This is a genomic window from Saccharopolyspora sp. NPDC002686, from assembly GCF_040295745.1.
GTDB classification, from domain to species: domain Bacteria; phylum Actinomycetota; class Actinomycetes; order Mycobacteriales; family Pseudonocardiaceae; genus Saccharopolyspora; species Saccharopolyspora oryzae.
The window spans coordinates 17963-39592 of the sequence record NZ_JBEOVY010000018.1; the positions used below are offsets into that span (position 1 = coordinate 17963).

The 21630-nt window shown below is 69.2% G+C and carries 16 protein-coding genes; 6 read left to right on the forward strand and 10 right to left on the reverse strand.

The features are described from left to right. Nucleotides 1-80 precede the first annotated feature (80 nt). From ABTZ89_RS04315 to ald, 3 genes are all read left to right on the forward strand, one after another. A complete protein-coding gene (locus tag ABTZ89_RS04315; protein WP_351040001.1) occupies nucleotides 81-1352 on the forward strand; it encodes an FAD-binding oxidoreductase in 1272 nt (423 codons plus the stop codon). Nucleotides 1353-1639: 287 nt separating this feature from the next. Continuing rightward, on the forward strand, nucleotides 1640-3040 hold the full coding sequence (locus ABTZ89_RS04320; protein ID WP_351040003.1) for an amino acid permease: 1401 nt from the start codon (nucleotides 1640-1642) through the stop codon (nucleotides 3038-3040). A gap of 350 nt (nucleotides 3041-3390) precedes the next feature. Continuing rightward, complete coding sequence (ald, locus tag ABTZ89_RS04325; protein WP_351040005.1) at nucleotides 3391-4536, forward strand: alanine dehydrogenase; 1146 nt, start codon at nucleotides 3391-3393, stop codon at nucleotides 4534-4536. A 137-nt stretch (nucleotides 4537-4673) separates the two neighbouring features. Here ald and ABTZ89_RS04330 read toward each other — a convergent pair whose 3' ends face one another. Beyond that, the gene (locus ABTZ89_RS04330; RefSeq protein ID WP_351040007.1) at nucleotides 4674-5399 is read right to left on the reverse strand and encodes a DUF3159 domain-containing protein; all 726 of its coding nucleotides are present in this window, start codon (nucleotides 5397-5399) and stop codon (nucleotides 4674-4676) included. A 69-nt stretch (nucleotides 5400-5468) separates the two neighbouring features. Beyond that, nucleotides 5469-5777, reverse strand: coding sequence for an antibiotic biosynthesis monooxygenase family protein (locus tag ABTZ89_RS04335; RefSeq protein ID WP_351040009.1), 309 nt, complete (start codon nucleotides 5775-5777; stop codon nucleotides 5469-5471). A gap of 123 nt (nucleotides 5778-5900) precedes the next feature. On the opposite strand from ABTZ89_RS04335, the gene ABTZ89_RS04340 reads away from it, so the two are divergent. Beyond that, complete coding sequence (locus tag ABTZ89_RS04340) at nucleotides 5901-6503, forward strand: TetR/AcrR family transcriptional regulator (protein ID WP_351040012.1); 603 nt, start codon at nucleotides 5901-5903, stop codon at nucleotides 6501-6503. A 139-nt stretch (nucleotides 6504-6642) separates the two neighbouring features. On the opposite strand, the gene ABTZ89_RS04345 is transcribed toward ABTZ89_RS04340, so the two are convergent. Beyond that, nucleotides 6643-8499: a glycoside hydrolase family 35 protein gene (locus ABTZ89_RS04345; protein WP_351040015.1), complete on the reverse strand. Its 1857-nt coding sequence runs from the start codon at nucleotides 8497-8499 to the stop codon at nucleotides 6643-6645. Between the two features lie 386 nt (nucleotides 8500-8885). Here ABTZ89_RS04345 and ABTZ89_RS04350 point away from each other — a divergent pair, with 386 nt between their 5' ends. Both ABTZ89_RS04350 and ABTZ89_RS04355 read left to right on the forward strand, forming a co-directional pair. After that, nucleotides 8886-12266, forward strand: coding sequence for an outer membrane protein assembly factor BamB family protein (locus ABTZ89_RS04350; protein WP_351040018.1), 3381 nt, complete (start codon nucleotides 8886-8888; stop codon nucleotides 12264-12266). Nucleotides 12267-12369: 103 nt separating this feature from the next. Continuing rightward, a complete protein-coding gene (locus ABTZ89_RS04355) occupies nucleotides 12370-13662 on the forward strand; it encodes an urease accessory protein UreH domain-containing protein (protein WP_351040021.1) in 1293 nt (430 codons plus the stop codon). A 162-nt stretch (nucleotides 13663-13824) separates the two neighbouring features. On the opposite strand, the gene ABTZ89_RS04360 is transcribed toward ABTZ89_RS04355, so the two are convergent. The 7 genes from ABTZ89_RS04360 to ABTZ89_RS04390 form a co-directional block, all read right to left on the reverse strand. Next, the gene (locus ABTZ89_RS04360; protein WP_351040024.1) at nucleotides 13825-14883 is read right to left on the reverse strand and encodes an ABC transporter substrate-binding protein; all 1059 of its coding nucleotides are present in this window, start codon (nucleotides 14881-14883) and stop codon (nucleotides 13825-13827) included. 179 nt (nucleotides 14884-15062) lie between these two features. Next, nucleotides 15063-16241 carry an NAD(P)/FAD-dependent oxidoreductase gene (locus ABTZ89_RS04365; RefSeq protein WP_351040027.1) on the reverse strand — a complete coding sequence of 393 codons (1179 nt, stop codon included), beginning with the start codon at nucleotides 16239-16241 and terminating at the stop codon, nucleotides 15063-15065. A 5-nt stretch (nucleotides 16242-16246) separates the two neighbouring features. Continuing rightward, on the reverse strand, nucleotides 16247-16441 hold the full coding sequence (locus tag ABTZ89_RS04370) for a ferredoxin (protein WP_351040030.1): 195 nt from the start codon (nucleotides 16439-16441) through the stop codon (nucleotides 16247-16249). A gap of 45 nt (nucleotides 16442-16486) precedes the next feature. Continuing rightward, nucleotides 16487-16708 (reverse strand): biotin/lipoyl-binding carrier protein, encoded by a 222-nt coding sequence (locus ABTZ89_RS04375; RefSeq protein WP_351040033.1) that lies wholly within the window; start codon nucleotides 16706-16708, stop codon nucleotides 16487-16489. A 4-nt stretch (nucleotides 16709-16712) separates the two neighbouring features. Continuing rightward, a complete protein-coding gene (locus ABTZ89_RS04380; protein WP_351040036.1) occupies nucleotides 16713-18086 on the reverse strand; it encodes an acetyl-CoA carboxylase biotin carboxylase subunit in 1374 nt (457 codons plus the stop codon). 10 nt (nucleotides 18087-18096) lie between these two features. Further along, the gene (locus tag ABTZ89_RS04385; RefSeq protein WP_351040039.1) at nucleotides 18097-19626 is read right to left on the reverse strand and encodes an acyl-CoA carboxylase subunit beta; all 1530 of its coding nucleotides are present in this window, start codon (nucleotides 19624-19626) and stop codon (nucleotides 18097-18099) included. Nucleotides 19627-19652: 26 nt separating this feature from the next. Further along, the coding region (locus ABTZ89_RS04390) for an acetate--CoA ligase family protein (protein WP_351040041.1) at nucleotides 19653-21630 on the reverse strand (1978 nt) is incomplete at its 5' end.

The following is a 21630-nucleotide window of genomic DNA, read 5'->3' on the forward strand; positions in this document are numbered from 1 at the left end:
GAATCGGATCGGCGCACGCCGATCCCGCTCCCGCCGGGCCCGACTGGCGGTCCCTTTCAGCGCTCCTCGGAGATCGGCTGGTGCTACCTCCAGATGCGCGCTACGAGGCAGACCGGATGCCGTTCAACCTCGTCCACGACGACCGCAGGCCGGCCGCCCTCGCGCACGTGCGCACGCCGGACGACGTGCGAGCATGCCTTGAGTTCGCGCAGAACACCCGCATACCGGTCGCAGCCCGCAGCGGCGGGCACAGCTACGCGGCGTACTCGACGCCGCAGGACGGCCTGGTCGTCGCTCTCGATGGCCTGAACGGGGTCGAGGTCCATGCGGACGGCACCGCATCGATCGGCCCGGGAGCGCGGCTCGGAGATGTCTATGCCGCACTGGCGCGGGCGGGACGGTGCCTGCCCGCAGGTTCGTGCCCGTCGGTGGGCATCGGTGGGCTCACCCTCGGCGGTGGTATCGGACCGCTGACCCGCCAGTACGGATTGACCTGCGACCGGTTGGTGTCGGCGCAGGTCGTGACCGGAGACGGACGCGTGGTCACGGCCTCCGCCGACTCCGAACCCGAACTGTTCTGGGCGTTGCGCGGCGGAGGAGGTGGCAACTTCGGCATCGTGACCTCGCTGCAGCTGACCACCGCACCCGCCCCGGAGCTGACGGTGTTCTCGCTGCGATTCCCCGCCGGATCAGCCGCCGCTGTCTTCGGTGCGTGGCAGGACTGGTTTCCCAGCTCGCCCCGCGAGTTGTGGGCCAACTGCATCATCTCGGCGGGGACGCCGCCGACGGCGCGATCGGCCGGATGCTTCGTCGGTCGGCCAGAACAGCTCGACCCGCTCCTCGACGACCTGGAACGCCGCGCCGGAGTGCGATCCGACGCGCGCGCGGTCCTGCCCAAGGACTTCCTGGGCGCGATGCAGTTCTTCGCGGGCAGCAGTTCCAAGCAGGCTTTCGCGGCTTCCTCGCTCATCCTGCGACACCGCGCCGACCCCGCGAGCGTGGAACGCGCCCTCACCTCCCCGGCAGGTCTCGACGTGATCTTCGACGGACTCGGCGGGGCGGTGTCCGAAATCGCTTCGGCCGAGACCGCGTTCCCGCACCGGGACGCGCTGGCCACCGTCCAGCTCTACGCAGGCGCGAAACCCGGACAGGGCGAACCGGCAACCTCGCGAGTGCGGCAGGTCCGCGACCAGCTCAGCCAGGCGCTGGGCACCGGCGCGTACGTGAACTACATCGACGCGGGCCGACCGACCGACGACTACTACGGAACCCATCTGCCCCGGCTCCGCTCCATCGCGGCGACCTACGACCCCGACCACGTGCTCGCCTTCCCGAAGTCGGTGGCCGCCTAGCACCGTCGGGCTTTCCGGTGGCAACAGGACATCAGCCGTCACAGGGGAAACGGCCGGCACAGCCGTCGTCACCGGAGGACGTGTCCTGCGGCCGCTCCCTGGGCGTCGCGTGGGGCGAGGGCACAATCGACTCCGCTCAAACGGTGCCGGCGGAACAATGACACCCCGTGACCCGTGCCGCATGGTGGTCCGCAACACGCACGTGGCCGAATGCACACGCGACGTTTGCGACATGTTCCTGGACCGACCAAGCGCGGCAGTGCTGCCGCCGAACGGAGCTCCCTCAGATGAGCCAGCAAGCCCCCGAGGAATACCACCGAGCGCTGAGCAGCAGGCACATCAACATGATCGCCCTGGGCGGCGCGATCGGGGTCGGACTGTTCCTGGGTTCGGGCAAGGCCCTGCACCAGGTCGGCCCCGGCCTCATCGCGATCTACGCGATCGCGGGACTGATGATCTTCTTCGTGATGCGCGCGCTGGGCGAACTGCTGATGTACCGGCCGGTCAGCGGTTCCTTCGCCGAGTACGCCGGGGAGTTCGTCGGGCCGTGGGCCCGGTTCGCCACCGGATGGGGGTACTGGCTGGTGTGGATCGTGACCGGCATGGCCGAGATCACCGCCGTTGGCAAGTACTTCCAGTTCTGGTTCCCCCACGTTCCACAGTGGATCCCCGCACTCGGGGCGCTGCTCGTCCTCACCGGGGTCAACCTGATCGCGGTGAAGCTCTTCGGCGAGTTCGAGTTCTGGTTCGCGCTCATCAAGGTGCTGGCCATCCTGGGCCTGATCGTGCTGGCCGCGGCGATCCTGGTGTTCGGCTTCAGCGACATCGGCGGCACCGCCGCGGTGAGCAACATCTGGTCGCACGGCGGGCTCTTCCCGAACGGCCCGACTGCCGCGCTGCTGTCGTTCCAGATCGTCATGTTCGCCTTCGTGGGCGTGGAAATGGTCGGTCAGACCGCGAGCGAGAGCACGAACCCCGAGAAGGTGCTGCCGCGGGCGATCAACTCGGTCATGTGGCGGATCTTGATCTTCTACGTCGGTGCTCTCACGGCGCTGACCGTGCTGGTGCCGTGGAACCAGTTCCCGGCCAGCGGCAGTCCGTTCGTCCACGCCTTCAGCTTGATCGGCATCCCCGCGGCGGCCGGCGTGGTGAACTTCGTGGTGACCACCGCGGCCCTGTCGTCCTGCAACAGCGGCATCTACTCGACCGGGCGGATGCTGCGCACCCTGGCGCAGGACGGGCAGGCGCCGAGAAGCACCGGTCGCCTCAACACCCGTGCCGTGCCGTCCCGAGCCATCGCGGTCACGTTCGTCGCGATGCTGCTGGGTGTTCTGATCAACTACGTGGCTCCCGAGGAGGCCTTCACCTACATCACCAGCGCGAGCACCGTCGGCGCCATCTTCACCTGGGGGATGATCATCGTCGCCCACCTCGGATTCCGCCGGAAGGTGGCGGCGGGCGAGATCCGGGCGGGGAAGTTCCGGATGCCCTTCGCCCCGTACTCCAACTACCTCGTGCTCGCCTTCCTCGCGCTTGTCGTGGTGCTGCTGGCGTTCGACCCGGACACCCGGATCGCGCTGTACCTCCTCCCGGTTCTGGCCGCGGCGGTCGCGGTCGGCTACCTCGCGGTGCGCAACCGCCGACCAGCCGCCCCGAAGACCGCTCCCGCCGAGCATCCCCTGCCCTGACCACGGTGCGTGCGCTGGTCCCCCGTCCCAGCGCACGCACCAGCGACAGCTCCGACCGAGCCGGCGGTCCTGGTCACGCGGGGGTTGGACGAGGCGGTCGAGCCCTCGCGCGTGACGCCAGAGGTCACGGCCTTCGCGGAAGCGGTTCACCGGCGTGCGCTATACGGTGGACCAGACCTGACGAGGCCGCCCTGCCGGTTGTCGCCGGCCACCTCATCCCGCATCGCGGCACAGTGCGCGCGAAGCCCTGGAGGGGATGGCCGACGCGATGTACATCGCCATCACGTCCTTCGACTGCTTCACCACCGCGTTGATGACGTGAACGATCAAACCGAGGAAGGAGAAAGCAGGTGCCGAAACTTGTCATCGGGGTGCCGAAGGAGATCAAGGACAACGAGAACCGGGTGTCGGTTCAGCCCGACGGCGTCGCCGAACTCGTCCACCAAGGGCACGAGGTGCTGGTGGAGACGAACGCCGGCGCAGGTTCCCGGTTCACCGACGCGGAGTTCACCGCGGCCGGAGCCGCGATCCTGCCCAACGCCGACGAGGTGTTCGCCGGCGCCGACCTGATCGTGAAGGTCAAGGAGCCGATCCCCGCCGAGTACCACCGCTTCCGCGAGGGCCAGCAGCTGTTCACCTACCTGCACTTGGCCGCGGACAAGCCGCTCACCGAGTTCCTGGTGGAACGCAAGATCGACTCCATCGCCTACGAGACGGTGCAAACCGCGGATGGGAAGCTGCCGCTGCTCACTCCGATGAGCGAGGTCGCTGGTCGAATGGCTGTGCAGGCCGCAGCGCACCACCTGGAGAGCCCGTCCGGTGGCGCTGGCCTGCTGCTCGGCGGCGTGCCCGGGACCCCGGCGGCGAAGGTGCTGATCATCGGCGGCGGGGTGTCCGGCACCGAGGCGGCCAAGATCGCCGCCGGGATGCGGGCCATGGTGCGGGTGCTGGACACCAATCCCTCCCGGCTGGCCTACCTGGCCGACATCTTCGGGGGCAGGCTCGACCTGGTGGTGCCCAACCGGACCCGGCTTGCCGAGTACATCGCCGAGTCCGACGTGGTCATCGGCGCGGTGCTGGTACCGGGGGCCAAGGCACCCAAGCTGGTCACCCGGGAGATGGTCGCCAGGATGCGTCCCGGCAGCGTCGTGGTGGACATCGCCATCGATCAAGGTGGCTGCTTCGAGACCAGCCGCGCGACCACCCACTCCGACCCGACCTACGTGGTCGACGGAGTGATCCACTACTGCGTGGCCAACATCCCCGGCGCGGTGGCCCGCACCTCGACCCTGGCCTTGACGTCGGCGACCCTGCCCTACCTGATCAAGGTCGCCGGCCAGGGCATCCGCGCTGCGGCCCGTCAGGACGAGGCGCTGGCCAGGGGCCTGAGCACGCTGGGCGGCGCCTTGGTGAACGAGCCGGTGGCGCAGGCGCACGACCTCACCTTCACCGACCCCGCCACCGCGCTCGCGGGCGACCCCCGGCAAGGCGCCTGAACGGAGCGTGACGGTCTCCCCGCGCGGTTTCGCTGCTTGATCCGGGGTGTGATCGGGTAACGGCTCGGGCGTGGTGATCCACTGCGGCCGGTTGTCGTTGCCGAAATCCCGCTGCCGCCTCCTACGGGCAACCTCGCTCAGTTCTCAATGCTCGCCGCTCCGCGGGGCTCCACCGGTCTCGTCGCGTGGATTCCGGGATGGTCGGCAGGCAGGCAGGACCGGAGAACCCACCAGCTGCCGGCGATGCACAGGGCGACCAGGGGCCAGGTCAGGATCAGCTGTGCCAGGCTCAGCGCGGCAACCGCATCGGCCCACCACAGCGGCAGGAAAACCGCGAGCCTCAGGGCGTACTGCCCAACCCAGACCCAGCTCGCGCGGCTGTAGGCGCGGAGCAGGTCGGGGTCGCGACGCCAGCGTGCGCCCTGCCGGAGCGCGGTGCCGACGATCACGCCCAGCAACGGCCATCGAACCGCGATGCTCAAGATCCAGCCCAGCATGCTGAGGAGGTTCGAGCCGAAGCGGACGAGGAAGAAGTCGGCGGCGTTGCCCGTGCGGGCCGCGACCACGGCGCCGAGCGTTACGGCGAGCAGGCTGAAGAGCACTGCCAACGGCCGGGAACCGGTTCTCAGCCGCCACACGGCGATGGCGGCGCTGACGGTCAGGGCAACCACCGCACCGACGGCGATCGAGTGTCCGGAGGTGAGCCATCCCAACCCGAAGCCCAACGGCGGAAGACTCGCGTCCAGGGCGCTGCTCCGCCCGCCGAGGAGCGGCAGCAGCGCGTTTCCGGCCGCGTCGGGGACCGTCCGCTGCCGACCGGTCGCCCGACCCGGCTCGGTGTCGGTGGGGTGCTCCCTGTCCATGCGCTTCTGCGTCCCACCTTCCGGAACAGACTCGACCGCTCGCCACGTGGTCGCGTACCGGGTCGCCGCTCAGAGCACCAGGTCTTCGAGGGGAGCGAACGTCTCCACCGCGTTCGAGCTGACGTGGCGGGCGATGCCCTTGTTCCGCGCGTGGGCTTGTTTGAACGAGTCGGAGCTGACCCAGGCGCGGAACTGCTCCTCGGTGTCGAATTCGTTGATCGACACGTAGGGGTGGTCGGGGTGGTCCGGCTTGAGCAGGGTGCTGCGCCGAAGCCCTTCGACACCGGGCAGGTAGTTGCGCATGTTGTCGATGAAGTGCACTTCGAACTCCGCGGCCTTCTCCGGCGGGACGTAGAGGCGGTTGGTGGCGTAGAACATGATCTTTTCCTCCCAGCCTTTCCCGACACCGTGTCGGGAACTATCCCGACACTATGTCGGCAACTGCCATCGCGCCCTCAACTGTGATGCGAGACACATTTTCAGCCTCGTTATCCTGGGTACGTGCCGAGAATCAACGCTCCAACGGTCGCCGAGCATCGGGCGAAGCAGCTGCGAAACCTGATGCACGCCGCACGCGATCTGGTCGCCGAGGAAGGCCCCGAGGCGTTGACCCTCGGCGCGCTCGCCAAACGGGTCGGGGTGTCCCGCTCCAGCGTCTACGAGTACTTCCGGTCCCGCGACGATCTGGCTGCGGCCATCATCGAGGACGCGTTGCCGCGGTGGGTGGCGGAGATCGACGAGCAGCTGGCCGGCCAGCGCACCACGCACGACAAGGTCGCCGCCTACGTCAAGCACCAGCTGCGGATGCTGACCGACGGGCAGCACACCGCCGCCGTCGCCCTGTCGACCCACTCGCTCGGCGAGGAGGTCCGGGAACGGATTCGCCAGGAGCACGATCGACTGCTGGAACCCCTGGTGCGCGCACTGGACGACGCCGGGGTGCCGGAACCCGGCCTGCGCAGCCGGCTCATCCAAGGCATCGTCAACGCCGCTGCGGCCCAACTCGAACCGGGCGACGACGAGCACAACACCTCGGTCGCCGAAATCGCCTCCGCTCAAGCCATCCACGGCTTGGCCCTCCACCGGGGCCGCATCGCCGGATGATCCCCGCGAGGGACTGCCAGCGGGCGGCTTGATCTTGACCAGCACGATCTCGCCCAGGCGCCGCTGGAGCTCTTCCCACTACCCCTCGTTCAATGCCGTTTCCAGCACATGCTCGTGCAATGTCCGACACCCGAGGCCGTCAGCCCAGATCGGGCTCCGAACGGAGTTCGATCGAACCGCCGGGCTGGTGGAGCTCCAGGACGATCAGCTCGTTCTCCCCGGCTATCCACAGTGGACTTGGGGCGTAAAGCGCACGCTGCGGGCCGATCGACCAGTAGCGGCCGAGCAGGAAACCGTTCAGCCACACCACGCCCTTCTCCCAGCCGGGCAGGGCGAGGAAACCATCGGCGGGCTCGTCGATCCGCAGCACCGCCCGGTGGAAGGCGGGACCGCTCGCGGTGCCGGGGCGGAACCGCAGGCCGGACAGGTCGTCCAGCGGTAGCGGGCGGATCTCCCAGCCGAACAGGGCCTGCGAGCCGTGCAGGACGCGGTCGGTGATGCCCTTGGGGTCGTTGAGCCGATGCCCGTAGTTGATCCGGCCCCCGGTGTCGACGAGCAGGTCCAGCTGCACCGACTCGCGCGGCACCGGCACCTCCACCGAGCCCTTCGGATCGTTGCGGTCGAGCGTGCCGAGCAGCTCGCCGTCGGCGAAGACCAGCGCCCGGTCGGCCAACCCCCGCACCCGCAGCGCCGCCGTCTCGCGCGGCCCCTGCACGCGGGTCCGGTAGTGGATCAACCCGTACGGCTGGCCCAGCGCCTCCATGTGCACCGGCGCGGACCGGCGGACCGGCTTGCTGAGCGAGTCGAGGGAATCCAGCAGCCCGACCGCCGCGTTCGGTTGCACGCGCTGCGCCGGTAGCCGCGGCGGCAGCTCGGGCAACGGCTCGTCCGGAACCTGCTCGTGGCGGGCGATCACCTCGCGGATCCGGTGGAACTTCGTGGTCAGCTCGCCCGCTTCGCCGATCGGCGCGTCGTAGTCGTAACTGGTGACCGTGGGCTGGTACGTACCGTTCTCCTCGTCGAAGTTCGCGCCCGCCCACCAGCCGAAGTTCGTGCTGCCGACTGCCATGTAGAGCGACACGGACGCCTTGGCGGCCAAGATCTTCTCGACGTCAGCGGCCGTCTTGACCGGGTCGGTGGTGTGGTGCGGCTCGCCCCAGTGGTCGAACCAGCCGTCCCAGAACTCCGTGCACCACAGCGGCCCCTCCGGCTGGTACCGGCGCAGCGCCGCGAACGGCTCGGTCGGGTCGCCGTCGAAGTTCACGGTGGCGAGCACGTCCGGCAGGTTCCCGCCGCGCAGCATCCACTCCGACGGGCCGTTCGAGCAGAACAGCAGGCTGTCGATCCCGTTGCCGCGCATGGTTTTCCGCAGGTGGTCCAGGTGAACCTGGTCGTTGCCGTAGCTGCCGTACTCGTTCTCCACCTGGAACGCGATCACCGGGCCACCGCGGGTCGCCTGCAGCGGGGCGAGCCGCGGCAGCAGGACCCCGAACCACTCGTCGACCAGGTCGCGGTAGGCGAGCTCGTCGCACCGCAGCGGCAGGTCCGGATCGGCCAGCAGCCAGGCGGGCAGGCCCCCGAAGTCCCACTCCGCGCAGATGTACGGGCCCGGCCGAACAGTGACCTTGAGCCCCACGTCGGCGGCGGTCTCGACGAACCGGACGAGGTCGCGCCAGCCGGAGAAGTCGACCGCGCCCCGCCGGGGTTCGTGGAAGTTCCACGCGACGTAGGTGTCCACGGTGTTCAGGCCGAGCGCGCGCATCCGGGCGAGTCGATCCCGCCAGTGGTCGGGGTGGGTGCGGAAGTAGTGCATCTCGCCGGCGATGATCCGGAACGGTTCGCCGTCGAGCAGGAACTCGTCGCCCCGCACCGTCAACCCGGACGACTGCTGAGCCTGCGCGACGACCCTGTTGGTGCCGAGGACCATGCCGCTGCCCAACGCGAGGCCGCCGAGCGCGATCGAGCCGAGGAATCCCCGTCGGTTAACGCTTCCCATCGCCGCCCCTTTTTTCGATACTGCGCGAAACCTCCTTGATACTTGCAGCTTCGATCACATCTCGGCCAGGATCACCACCGAATCGGACCAGTCGCTCCCGCGGATGAGCTAACGCCCGGTGAGCGGGAGGAGTTGCGGGAACTGCGCAAGCGGGTGACGGACGGCAACCACGACCGTCTACATTCGACACTCGCCAACCGAACGCCATGCGAAACCCGCATCAGCAATCGTCAACAACGGTCCCAACCCGCGCCTGCCTGGAGCCGCGGTCGAGCCGTCAATGCACTGTTCGCCACATTCCTTCCTGAAGGAGTTGGGGGTCTCAAAGGAGAGACTTCGCCTGTTGTTCCGCTTCTGGCCCCCTCGCCCGGACATCCTTCTTGCTCATGAAACCAATCCGTGCAGCAGCCAGGACCGGTCTCGTGCTGCTGTTCTTCGTACTCGGCCTCGGTGTGCAGCCCGCATACGCGCACGTGTCGCCAGAGCACGCGGAGCTCGTCGTATCCGCTAGGGACAACGTCACCAGCGGGAGGCTGATCGTCCATCGCGACTTGGTGTCGCCCGAGAACGCGGGTGCTTGGGCAACGCGTCTGCTGTCCTCCTCGTCCGCCTGCCCGGCCAGTGGCTCCGGCGTGGCCGGCGACAGCGGCGGAGTTCCCGGTGGCGTGGTGATCGAGCTGGCGTGGAGCTGCCACGTCGACGAGCTCGACCTGACCTCGATGCTGGCAGAAGGCGGACTGACGCAGGCCGTCGTCGAGTTCGACGGCAACACCGTCAATGCGACCGCGGCGACCCCGATCGTCGATGCGTCGGGCGCCCACGCGGCACCGTCGAGCGTCGTCCTGCCGTGGCTGGCCGCGGCGTTCGGCGTGGCTCTTGCCGTTGTCGCGCTGTTCACCATCCGATGGCTGCTCCGGCGTCGTTCGCAGGCCCAGCCCCCGTTGGCCCACCGCCCGATTCGACGCCGCAAGCAGCTGATCGCGGCCGGTACCGCCGTGGCGGCGGGCCTGGTTCCGGCCACTGCCGGCACGTCGTTCGCCACCGAAACGGCAGCCGCCGGAGACCTGGTGCCCGTGCAGGGCACGGTCTTCGAGGATGTCAACCACAACGGCGTGCGAGACCCGGGCGAGGCCCCCATGCCCGGCGTTGACGTCACCGACGGCACCGCCTGGACGAAGACCGGCGCCGACGGCTCGTACACCCTGTCGATCGACCCGGCACGCCGGGAGACCGACCTCATCAGCATCGTCTCCCCGAACGGCTACACCCCCGCATTGCGCGAGGACTACATCCCGCAGTTCTTCCACGAGGTCCCGGAGGAGGGCGGCTCCGGCATCGACTTCGCCCTCGTGCCGGACGAGAACGCCGCCAACCCCACCGAGAAGTGGCTGATGAACTCGGACATCGAGGTCAGCAACACCACGGACGGCGCCGCCGAGAGCGCGTCGAAGTGGTGGCCCAAGCAGGTCGAGGCGATGTCCGAGGTCGACGGCGCCACCATGGCGATCACGACCGGTGACAACACCGTGACCGACTACGCGGCTGAGCCGCGGCGTCAGCGCGGCTACGACATCTTGAGGAAGGGCCTGACCGAGGGCAAGCTCGGCATGCCCTTCTACCCCGTGGTCGGAAACCACGACGTCGGCGGCACCGCCACCTCCCAGGGCTATGGCGGCAGCATGGAGTACTACCGCCGCAACCTCGGCCCGGAGTGGTACAGCTTCGACCGCAACGGCCGGCACATCGTCGTCCTCGAGGACAACTACGACTCCAGCGGCCTGAATCCGCAGCTGGACTGGCTGCGCGAGGACCTCAAGCGCCACGCGGTCGGCAAGCAGGTGCTGGTCTTCGCACACCGCTCGCTGTTCACCCGGTGGGGTCCGGGGGCCGGCATGCAGCCGACCATCGACGAGCTGTCCAAGTACGACGTGCGGTTCTTCGCCGCGGGCCACAACCAGCAGGCGGAGTACCGCCGTGGTGCCTTCGACCGTTCGGTCGAGGTCAACAACCAAGGCGAGTACGGCATCGACGGTGCTCGCGCGGACTTCAAGATCCTCGACTTCAAGGGCATCTACGACGACCCGAGCACGAGGCGCAACGAGGACACCGGCTACGTGATGGGCACCCACCGCCAGTTCGACGTCCGCGACGCGGTCGGGCTGGTGAGCCCCGCCCAGGGCAGTGTGCACGGCAACAGCACCGGAATCCCGATCGAGCTGTACACCGAGGACGCCGGTCGCACCCCGGCCACGGCCTCGCTGACCATCCGCGACTCGCGCGGCCAAATCGCCTGGCACAAGGAGCAGATGAAGTTCGGTACCGAGGTCCGCAAGACCGGTATCGAGAACTGCTACACCTCCCCCGGCGGCACCCCGGAGCCCTGCCCGGAAGCCCGGACCTCCTGGACCCGGATCAGCGACGACCTCCCCGGTATGCAGCCGGGCACCTACACGGCTGAGATGACCGCGGTCGACACCCGCGGCAAGGCGTGGCCCACCGTCACCAACACCTTCACCGTGGTGCCCGAGGACAAGATCGCCGAGCCGAAGACCGGGCAGGACTGGCTGCGCCAGGGCCGCGACGAGGCGGGGCGCTCCGCCAGCGCCGACGACCCGGGCACCGAGCTCGACCTGCAGTGGGCGGCCAACACCGGCGAGCAGTTCAACCTCAACGGTTCAGTCGTGGTGGGCGGCAAGGTGATCGTCTCCTCCAGGGCGTTCGACTCGCCGAACCACATGATGCTCGCCTACGACATCAAGTCCGGCCGCGAGCTCTGGCGCACGTACCTGGACGGTGATGCCGAGTCGGCGCCGACCTACCACGACGGCAAGGTCTACCTGACCACCGCCGTCGGCCGGATCTACGCTCTGGACGCCGAGGACGGCCACGTCGTCTGGCAGAAGATCGAGGACGAGCAGCAGCACGGCAACACCGTGCGCCGCTACGGGCGCGCCGGTGGTCCGGTCACCGTCTTCGACCTGAACGCCGAGCCGCGCTCCGTCGCCGTTTACCAGAACTGGAACAAGGTCCAGTGCCGGGACGCCAGGACCGGCGACCTGCTGGGCGGCTTCAACGGCGCGACGAGCTGGGGCCAGTTCCACAGCACGGCGGTCCGCCAGCCCGGCTCCGACATCGCCTACCTGCACACCGGTTCCAGCAACACGGTGGTCGCCGTGGACCTCGCGACCTGCGGCCAGCTGTGGGTGAAGGACACCAACGGCGACATCGCCAGCCACTCCTCCCCGGCCCTGACCGACCCGGCCAACGGGGACCCGCAGCTGGTGACGATGACGAACAGCGGCGTCCGCGGGCACGACCTCAGCACCGGTGCGGTGCAGTGGCAGGCACCGCTGGGCGGTGGCAGCGGCTGCGGCGAGAGCGGCCCCGCCCCGCTGACCAGCCCCGCGATCTGGGGCACCACCGCCTACATCGCCAGCCGCGACGGCGTCATCCGCGCCTACGACACCAGCGCGGCCGACCCGTCCAAGCCGCTGTGGGAGACCAAAGTCGGCTACCAGCCCGGCAGGAGTCCCGTGGGGTGCACCGGGGACCTCAACTCGCCCGCGATGCACGCCCTGGTCACCAAGGACCTGGTGTACGCGGGCACCCGCGACGGCCGCCTGGTCGTCCTGGACCGCGCCACCGGCAAGCTGCTGTCCGAGTACAACCTCGGCGCCGCAGTGACGTCAGCGCTCTCCGTCAGCGGTGACTACATCTTCGCCCTCACCGACGACGGGACGATCCACGCCCTGGCTGCCCGGCACTGACCGGCCACCGCGGCTGACCAGCCAATCGACACACCCAACCCTGCGGGCTGCTTCCCCCACCACGGGCAGCAGCCCGCAGGGCACTCCTGATCGGAACAACACCGTGCACATCAGCCAAGTCCGCTCAAAAGCCGCTCGCTTCCTCCTCGCCGGCGCGCTCGGGCTGACAACGTTGCTGGGCCTCGCCGGCCCGGCGGACGCACACCCCTTCGGCACTCCTCCGGTAGCCAGGATCGCCGCCGACGGAACCGCGGTCGAGGTCACCTGGTCTGCCGCGAACGACGACCTGGCCGTACTCCGCAAGGAAGTCGACGCGGCCCACACGTCGGAGGCGCAGTACTTCGGCTCGCACATCCGGCTGAGCCAGGACGGCCAGTCCTGTCCCCTGGAGCACGCGGACACCGAGCGCCTCGCCCAGGACGGCGCCCACCTCCACTACCTCTGCCCGAATCCGGTGACCACGGTCGCCGTGACCATCACCGCGCTGAACGGCGCCGACCCGAACTACCGCACGATCTCCGTCACGGATTCGGGCGGTGGCGGTCTGCACACGGCCGACGAGCCAACCCGGGCCATCGCGCTCGGCCCGTCCAGCAGCACCGACTCGCGTGCGGCGGCCGGGACGCAGGAGCCGTTCAACGTCTGGACCACGGATCTTTCCGCGCTGCTGGAGCACCGCATCGTGCTGCCCCTGGCGCTCCTCGTCGCAGCTGCGGTGGGAGCTTTTCACGCATGCGCCCCGGGGCACGGGAAGACGCTCGCTGCCGGCTTCCTCGTGGGCGGGCGCGGACGGGCACGGGACGCTGTGTGGCTGGGCGTGATCGTCGCCGCGATGCACACCGCGTCCGTCGCCGTGCTCGCCGTCGGATGGTGGCTCGCCAGCGAGAACGCCCCGGACATCGCGGCGCTGACGAGTTGGCTGCAGCTGATCGCTGCGCTGGTCGTGGTGGGAGTCGGGGTGGGGCTTCTCCGGCGCCACCTGAGCAACCGAGGCCACACGCACGGGCACGGGCACGGGCACGGGCACGGGCACGGGCACGGGCACGTTCTACCTGGCAAGTCCCTGCTCACCTGGCGCGGCATAGTGCTTCTCGGTACCTCCGGCGGTCTGCTCCCCTCGCCGTCGGCATTCCTCGTCCTGCTCAGCGGGCTGCTCACCGGCAGGGTCGCAGCTGCGGCGATGATGGTGGCCGCGTTCGGACTCGGCATGGCATTGACCCTGACCACCGTCGGCCTGATCGTGCTCCGCGGTCGCGACGAACTCCTGGCCCGCGCGTCCGACTCGCCGGCGCTGCACGCATGGACCCGGCGCGCACCCGTCGTCGCCGCCTCGGCCGTAGTGCTCGGTGGTGGTCTGGCATCCGTGCTCGCCGCAGGACGGGTCCTAGCGCCCTAGGGCTGCGACGAGAAGGCTCGCCGGTTGTGCGGGGGACGGCGAACGTCGGCCACCGAAATCTCATACCGGTGTGATCGTCCACTGTGGCCGGTGATGGGCCCGGTGACTGTTCACGACGGCGACTTCCGCAGATCAGCGCAGGTCCGGGCCGCGTCCACGCGATCATGCTCGGGCGAAATCGGCCACCAGGGTCTCGTAGCTGATCTGCCCCTGCTGGACGGCGCCGGTCCGCACCGCGACCTCGATCATCAGATCGATCGCGTCCCTCGTGACCTTCCACTGCGGTTGCAGTTTCGGCACGACGTCCTCGGCGAAGTGCTGGATGTACTGCTTCGAGACGTCCAGGCCTCGCCCGTCGAAGCTGTCGGAGTTCAGCAGCTCGGCCGCCTCGTCCCGGTTGGCCAAGATCCAGTCCTTGGCTTCCCACTGCGCGGCGAGCCACGCCTTGCACGCGTCCGCGTTCGACTTCGCGTAGTCCTCGCGGGCGATGAGCACGTCGACCTGCTGTTTGCTGAGCAGCTCCGGAACGCCGGTGGTGTTGAAGTCGACGAGCACCTCGCCACCGGTCTGCGCTGCCATCAGGCGCGCGGTGGCGAACGTGATGCCGACGTAGGCGTCGATCTTGCCGGCGCTCATCTGGGCGATGGCCGGGGTGGTCTGCCCGACGGCGAGCGGGGTGATGTCCCCAGGGGACATTCCCGCCTGCTGCAGGGCCAGCCGGAGTTGCTTGTCGGCCCCGGCGCCGATCGCTGTGACGCCAACGGTCTTGCCCTTCAAGGACGCCATCTTCTCGGCGAAACTCGCCGAATCGGACGGCCACTGCCCCTTGTTGACCACGATCGAGTAGGTCGTTTCGGGAATGCGCATGCCGATGATGACGGGCCGGTCCCCCGGCCTGGAATTGGCGAAGGTCGTCATCGTGAGCAGCGTGTCCTGCATCTGCCCGTCGATCTGGCCGGCTGTCTGCAACTGCATCCCCTGGACGCCGCTGGACGGGTGCAAGAACTTCGGCACCTCCAGGTTGTACTTGCCGTAGTGCTGCTGGTCGAGGTTGACCGCGTCGATGAAGTAGTTGTCGCCGGGTGCCGTGGCGACGCGGAAGGGCGTCGGCTGCGGCGCAGCGCCCGCGGCTGTGCCGGTGGCCGACGAACCCGACGAGCCATCGCCGCACGCGCTGAGCAGGGTGCTCGCACCGGCGGCGAGAACCGACGCTCCGGCCATCCGGAGCACGGTGCGGCGGTTGGGCCGGGCGAGAGCAGCCTGGGGATCAGTCGAGTCGTTGGATCGGATGTGCATGGCTCTACCTCTCTTGGGCGCGGGTGACCGGAGATCGTTCGCCTCGCGTCGGTTCGTTCGGTGCTGGTGAAGCGGGTCGACCGCCGTGGTCGTGCCTTGGCCGGTCACCGCGACGGCGCGAGCTCGGCCGCCAGTTCCCGGCGCATCTTCACGTGCTCGGCCGGCATCGCCACGGTCGTCCCACCGACGAACCGATCGCCGCGGAAGCACCGGATCGCGAACCGCCCGTCCGCCGGGCCCGTGGTGACTTCGGTGCGGTCGTACTCGGCCCGCGGGACGCCTGCCATCTGCACCTTCACCCCGGCCTGGTCGGTCCAGAACCACGGGACCGGTCGGTACGGCACGTCCTGACCGACGATCTGCTCGGCCACGTGCAGAGCCGAATCCATGGCGTGCTGGACGGAGGTGAGCCGTTCCAGCCGACCGTCGAGGGGAAACCGCGCGCAGTCGCCGATTCCGCTCACGTGCGGGTCGGACGTTCGCAGTCGGGAGTCGACCACGACCCCGCCGTCCACCACCAGCCCGGCCTGCTCGGCCAGTTCGGTCGACGGTGCTGAGCCGATCCCGACGACCACGAGGTCCGCCGAAATCCGCGTCCCGTCCTCAGTCGTGATCGACTCGAGCCGATCGTCCTCAGCGGTCCAGGTGACCACCGATCGTCCTAAGTGGAACTCGACGCCGCGTTCCCGATGCTTCCGCAGCAGGAAATCGGCGACCTGCGGTGGTACCGCGTGTTCCAGGATCGACGGCATGCGCTCCACGACGGTGACCTGGCAACCGAGGTCGATGGCCGCTGTCGCGATCTCCAACCCGATGAATCCACCGCCTATCAACAACATCGAGCGCGCATCGCGCAAACGGCCTCCCAGTGCGGTCGAGTCGCTCCGGTCGTGCAGGTGGAAGACGTTGCGCAGTCCGCGAAGTTCGCTGATCGATCGCGGGCGGGAGCCGGTGGCCAGCACGAGGTGGTCGTACGGCGTCGTCGTGCCGGATGCCGATGAGATCTCGCGGGAGGCGAGGTCCACGCCGGTCACCGGGTCCCCGAGCACGAGCGTCGCGCCGATCGATTCGTAGTGCGCCGGGTCGTGGAGCTCGACCAGTGCCGGGTCCGCATCCAGCAGGAACGCTTTCGACAGTGGCGGCCGTTGGTACGGCGGACAGGACTCGGCGCTGACGAGGGTCAGCTCGCCGGTGTAGCCGAGCCGCCGGAGGCTCGACGCCGCGTGCACCCCGCCCTGGCCCGCCCCGGCGATCACGACGCGGCGTATCGGCTTGCCGGTCATGGTGGTCAGGGCTCGACGATCTCGATGGCGGCCGTCGGGCAGGAGAAGACCGCCTCGTTGACGTCGGCGACCGCCTCTTCACCGACCTCGTCGACCAGCAGGACCACGATGCCGTCCTCGTCCTGGTCGAACACCTCTGGCGCGGCCAGGACGCACTGCCCCGACCCGCAGCACTTGCCCGCATCGACCTTGAGCTTCATCGCACGCCCGCCTTCCGTTCGGTGGTCAGGTTCCTCATCGGTTGCCTACGGCTCCTCGATGTCGATCAGCGGGTCGCCGGCGTTGACCGTCGACCCCTCCTTGACGTGGACAGCCGTGACGTCACCGGCGCATTCGGCGAGGACGGGGATCTCCATCTTCATCGACTCGAGCACCACGACCGTCGTGTCCGGTTCGACGGGGTCGCCCGCGGAGACCAGGACCTTCCAGACGTTGGCACCCATGTCCGCATTGATCGTTTCCGCCACTGCCCTACCTCCCTGTTGATGCCGCGGCACGACTGGTGACGGCCGCGACGATGTTCGTGTCATACCCACCGGCAGCGAACTCGGGGCTGTCGACGAGCTCTCGCAGGAACGGCAGGTTGGTGCGCAGCGGCCCGACTGCGACCCCGTCGAGCGCTTCCCGCGCGCGCTCCAGCGCGCGGTCCCTGTCCTCGGCGTACACGCAGATCTTGGCGATCAGCGAGTCGAAGTGCGGGGTGATCTCCAGCCCGGCCCGGTATCCGGCGTCGACCCGGATCCCGTCCCCGCTCGGCACTTCCCACCGCTCGATCGGTCCGGGGCTCGGGAAGAACCGCACCGGGTCCTCGGCGCAGAGCCGGAACTCGATCGCGTGCCCGCGCTGGTGGGGCGCGAACCCCGTGGTGACCGAACCGGTGACGGCGATGCTCAGCTGCTGCTCCACCAGATCGACGCCGTGCGTCATCTCGGTCACGGGGTGCTCGACCTGGATCCGCGTGTTCATCTCCAGGAAGACGAAGTCCTGCGTCCGCGTGTCGACCAGGAATTCCACGGTGCCCGCGTTGCGGTACCCGACCGCACGGGCCGCGCTCTTCGCCGCATCGTGCAGCCGTTGCCGGACGAGCGGGTCGAGGCCCGACGCCGGGGACTCCTCGACGAGTTTCTGGTGGCGCCGCTGCACCGAGCAGTCCCGCTCGCCCAAGGTGAGGATCGTTCCGTCCGCCAGGCCGAGGACCTGGACCTCGACGTGCCGGGCTGATTCGACGAACCGCTCGAGGAAGATCCGGTCGGACCCGAAGCTGCGCGCCGCGATCGCCTGCGTGCGGTCGAACTCGTCGCGCACCGATCCGGCGTCGCGGGCGATCGTCATGCCGATTCCGCCGCCACCGCCGGCAGCCTTCACCATGACCGGGTATCCGATGCGCTCGGCCTCCGCGACCGCCTCGGCAGCATCGGTCAGCGCTGCCCCGGCACCACCGCTGACCGGGACACCGGTGGCCGCGACGCGGTTTCGCGCCTCGACCTTGTCGCCCATCGCGGTGATCGCTTCCGGGTCGGGACCGACCCACGTCAGCCCCGCGTCCACGACTGCGCGGGCGAATCCGGCGTTCTCGGCGAGGAAACCGTATCCGGGGTGGACCGCATCGGCTCCCGACTCCACCGCGATGCGGACGATCTGATCGATGTCGAGATATGCGCCGACTGGCTGCTCCCCGGTGATCTCCCGGGCGATGTCGGCTTCGGCCGCGTAGGGCAGCTCGGCGTCGACGCCGTGGTGGATCGCGACGGTGCCGACGCCGAGGCGCCGGGCGGTCGCGATGATCCTGCGGGCGATCTCGCCTCGGTTCGCGACCAGCAGTCGCCGGGGGAATTGCCGAACCATCTTCACCCGCCTAGTAGCTCGTGGGCCAATTGCTGAGGTGGTGCTCGCCGACCCCGCCGGTGCGGTTCAGCGCGTTGTCCTCGAGAGCACCGAGGATGAACTCGCGGGTGTCCGCGGGGTCGATCACGTCCTGCACGCCGTAGACCCGGGCGACGTCGTAGCCGGTCGATTCCTTCGCCATCTCGGCCAACCGCCGCTCGTAGAGCTCCGGGTCCGCCGCCGCATCGATTCCGTGCACCACCCCGACCGCCGAGCGCGGGTCCATGAAGCTGACTTCCGCGGTCCACCACGCGGCCGTGGCGTCGGCCGTCCAGGCCCCGCCCATGTTGACGTAGCCCTGCCCGTAGTTCTTGCGCATCATGACCGTCACCTTCGGCACGGTCGCCAGCGACAGCGCGTTCATCCAGTTGATGACCTTGCCGACGATGCCGCTGCGCTCGCCGTCGACTCCGATCAGGAATCCCGGCTGGTCGACGAGGAAGACCAGCGGGATGTTGTACGAGTCGCACAGCACGATGAAGCTGGTCGCCTTCGCGCACGCGGCCGCGTCGATCGCGCCGCCCTTGAACATCGGGTTGTTCGCGATGACCCCGACCGACTGGCCGTTGATCCGGCACAACGCGGTGACCAGCGACTTGCCGTACCGCTCCTTGACCGGGAACACGCTCCCCAGGTCCGCGATGACCTCGATGACCTTGCGCACGTCGTACACCTTCGTGCGTTCGTCGGGCACGATGTCGTGCAACTGCGCGCCGCGGTCGGCTGAGCCTTCCGGCACCGGTGCGATCGGCGGCGCTTCGTCGTTGTGCGACGGGAGGTAGCTCAGGAAACGGCGCACGAGGTCGATCGCCTCTTCATCGGTATCGGCGACCGCATCGGCGAATCCGGTGACCTCGGAGTGCAGTTTCCAGCCGCCGAGCTCCTGCCCGTCGACCTGTTGCCCGGTCGCTCGGCCGACCAGCCCCGGGCTGGAGACGGCCATGATCGCGCCCTTGCGCATCACCGCGAAGTCCGAGCTGACGGTGTGCCAGGCAGCCGAACCGAAGGAGTACCCGAATGCCGCCGACACCCACGGATTGGTGCGGCGGCGCAGGAACCGCGTCCGGTCGTCGGCGTTGCCGAGCCCGGTCCCTCCCATGACGTCGGGCATCCGCACGCCGGTCGACTCGGCCAGGTAGACCAGCGGCATCCCGCTGCGCGCGGTCAGGTCCTTGAGGTGCCCCATCTTCTTGTTGCTGACGGCTCCGGAGGACGCGCCCTTGACCGTGAAGTCGTACGCGATGACGCCGGCGCGGCGCCCCGTGATGAGCCCGGTGCCGGTCACCTTCCCGTCGGCGGGGGTCACGTGCTGGTCGGCGTCGATGTTCGACGTCGCGAACAGTCCCGTTTCGCGGAAGGAATCGGCGTCGAAGAGCCGGGCGACTCGTTCCCTGGCGTTGAGCTCGCCTTTCGCGGCCCGGGCCGCCAGCTTGCGTTCGCCGCCCATCGCCAGTGCGTGCGCGCGCCGCTCGGCGTGCCGGATTTCGTGATCGGTGGTCATGTCGTGGATTCGCCCTTCCCGGTCGTTCACGCGGTGGCGGTGCCGACGAGCGCGGCTCGACGTTGCTGGAACTCGATGAGAGACCGCGCGACCCGGCCGGCTTCGTCCACCGAGCGGAAGACGGGCAAGCCGAGTTTCTGCGCCTGGCGCGTGTATTCGGCGACGGCCTGGTCCATGTCCGGCCGCCCGTCGCCTTTGAGCACGAGGTACTGCTGGGTCGCCGCGTCGGTGCGGGCGTGGGCCTCGGCGATGCTGCGGATGATCGTGCCGGTCACATCGCCGTACCGCTCGGCCAGGTTCCGCTGGATGATGCCTACGTTGAGGTGGGTGATGAGGATGGCCGGCGGTGCCTCTTCCAGCACGATGGACAGCAGGTCTCCGGCGATGGTGCCGCCGCCCACCGCGAGCGTGCCCGCCGGTGTGTCGATCGGGTTCGCCAGGCCGTTCCCGGGTGGCAGGCCGAGTGACTCGATCCGCTCGACCACCCGCTCCGGCAGGAGTGGGACGGAGAACCCGTGCCGTGCCAGCGCATCCGTGGCGAGCACGCTGGCACCGCCGCCGTTGCCGAAGAGGACCGCGTCTCGTGCGGCCGGGGGCGGGCCGACGACCTGGACGGTCACGAATGCCAGCAGCACGTCGAGGAACTCGTCGAGCGTGTCCGTCAGTGCGATACCACCCTGCCGGCACACTGCCGGCCAGAGCCGGTGGTTGCCCGCGAGCGCGCCAGTATGGCTCGTCGCCGCCCGTGATCCGGCCGCGCTGCGTCCTCCGGCGAGGAGCACGACCGGCTTGTCGGAGCCCCGTCGGGCGAGCAGGTCCAGGATCGAGCGCGCCGCCGCGATCGACTCCAGGTACATGCCGACAACGCCGACGTCCGGGGCGTCGAGCATGAATTCGACGAGCTCGGCAGCGTCCACATCGGAGGAATTGCCGATGCTGGTGACGCTGTGGAAGGCGATCCCGCGTGCTGCGCCGAGCCGCAGCACGTCGACGCTGAGGCCGCCGCTCTGCGAGATGACGGCGACGCCGCCCGGGTCGAGCGGCGGGTCCGGGATGAAGCTGACCCGCGCCGCGGAGCTGTGCATCCCGAGGCAGTTCGGGCCGATGACCCGCGTGCCCTGCACCTGCATCCGCTGCACGAGGTCTCGTTCGAGCTCGACTCCCCCGGATACCTCGCCGAAGCCGCTGCTGATGATCTGGGCGAACGCGAGCTTGCCGGGATCGGTGGTCAACGCGTCCGCGACTGCCTCGGCAGGAAGCGCGACGTAGGCGTAGTCGACCGGTTCGGCCACCTCCCGCAGCGAGCGCTGCGCAGGGACCCCCTCGATCCGCTCGGCCGAGGGGTGGATCGGGATCACCGTCCCGGAGAAGCCCGCCCGCCGGAGTCCGGCGATGTACCGGTTGGCGATGTTCGACCCGCTCCCGCTCGCGCCCAGCACCGCGATCCTGCTGGGACGGAACAGGCGCTCGAAGGTGCCGTCCGCGGCGTGCCTTCCGGTGCCGCGTCCTGCCTCGGATCCCGCGTCGAGGACCATCCGCGCGTCGACCGCGACCGCCTGCTCGGCGTCGACGATGACCGGATTGAGATCGACCTCGACGACCTCCGGCGGCAGTGCCGAGAGCAACCCGCCTTCGCCGCCGAGCCGGAGGACCAGCGCCACCAGGGCGTCGAGGTCGGCCCGGACCCCGCCACGCGCCCCGTTCAGCAGCGCGGATCCCTTGAGCTCCGACAGCATCTCGGTCACGTCCGACGCGGTCAGCGGGGCGATGCCGAACGAGACGTCGGCGAACAACTCGACGAAGATCCCGCCGAGACCGACCATGACGACCCAGCCGACCCCGGGTGTGCGCACCGCTCCGACGATGACCTCGTGGCCCGGGTCGGCCTTGGCCTCGACGAGGAAGCGATCGCCGGAAGAAGCCCGGACCTGGAAGCCGGGCACGATCAACGCGGTCTGCTGGTCACCGGTGCGCCTCACCGAAGCCGCGCTGGTCAACGCGGTG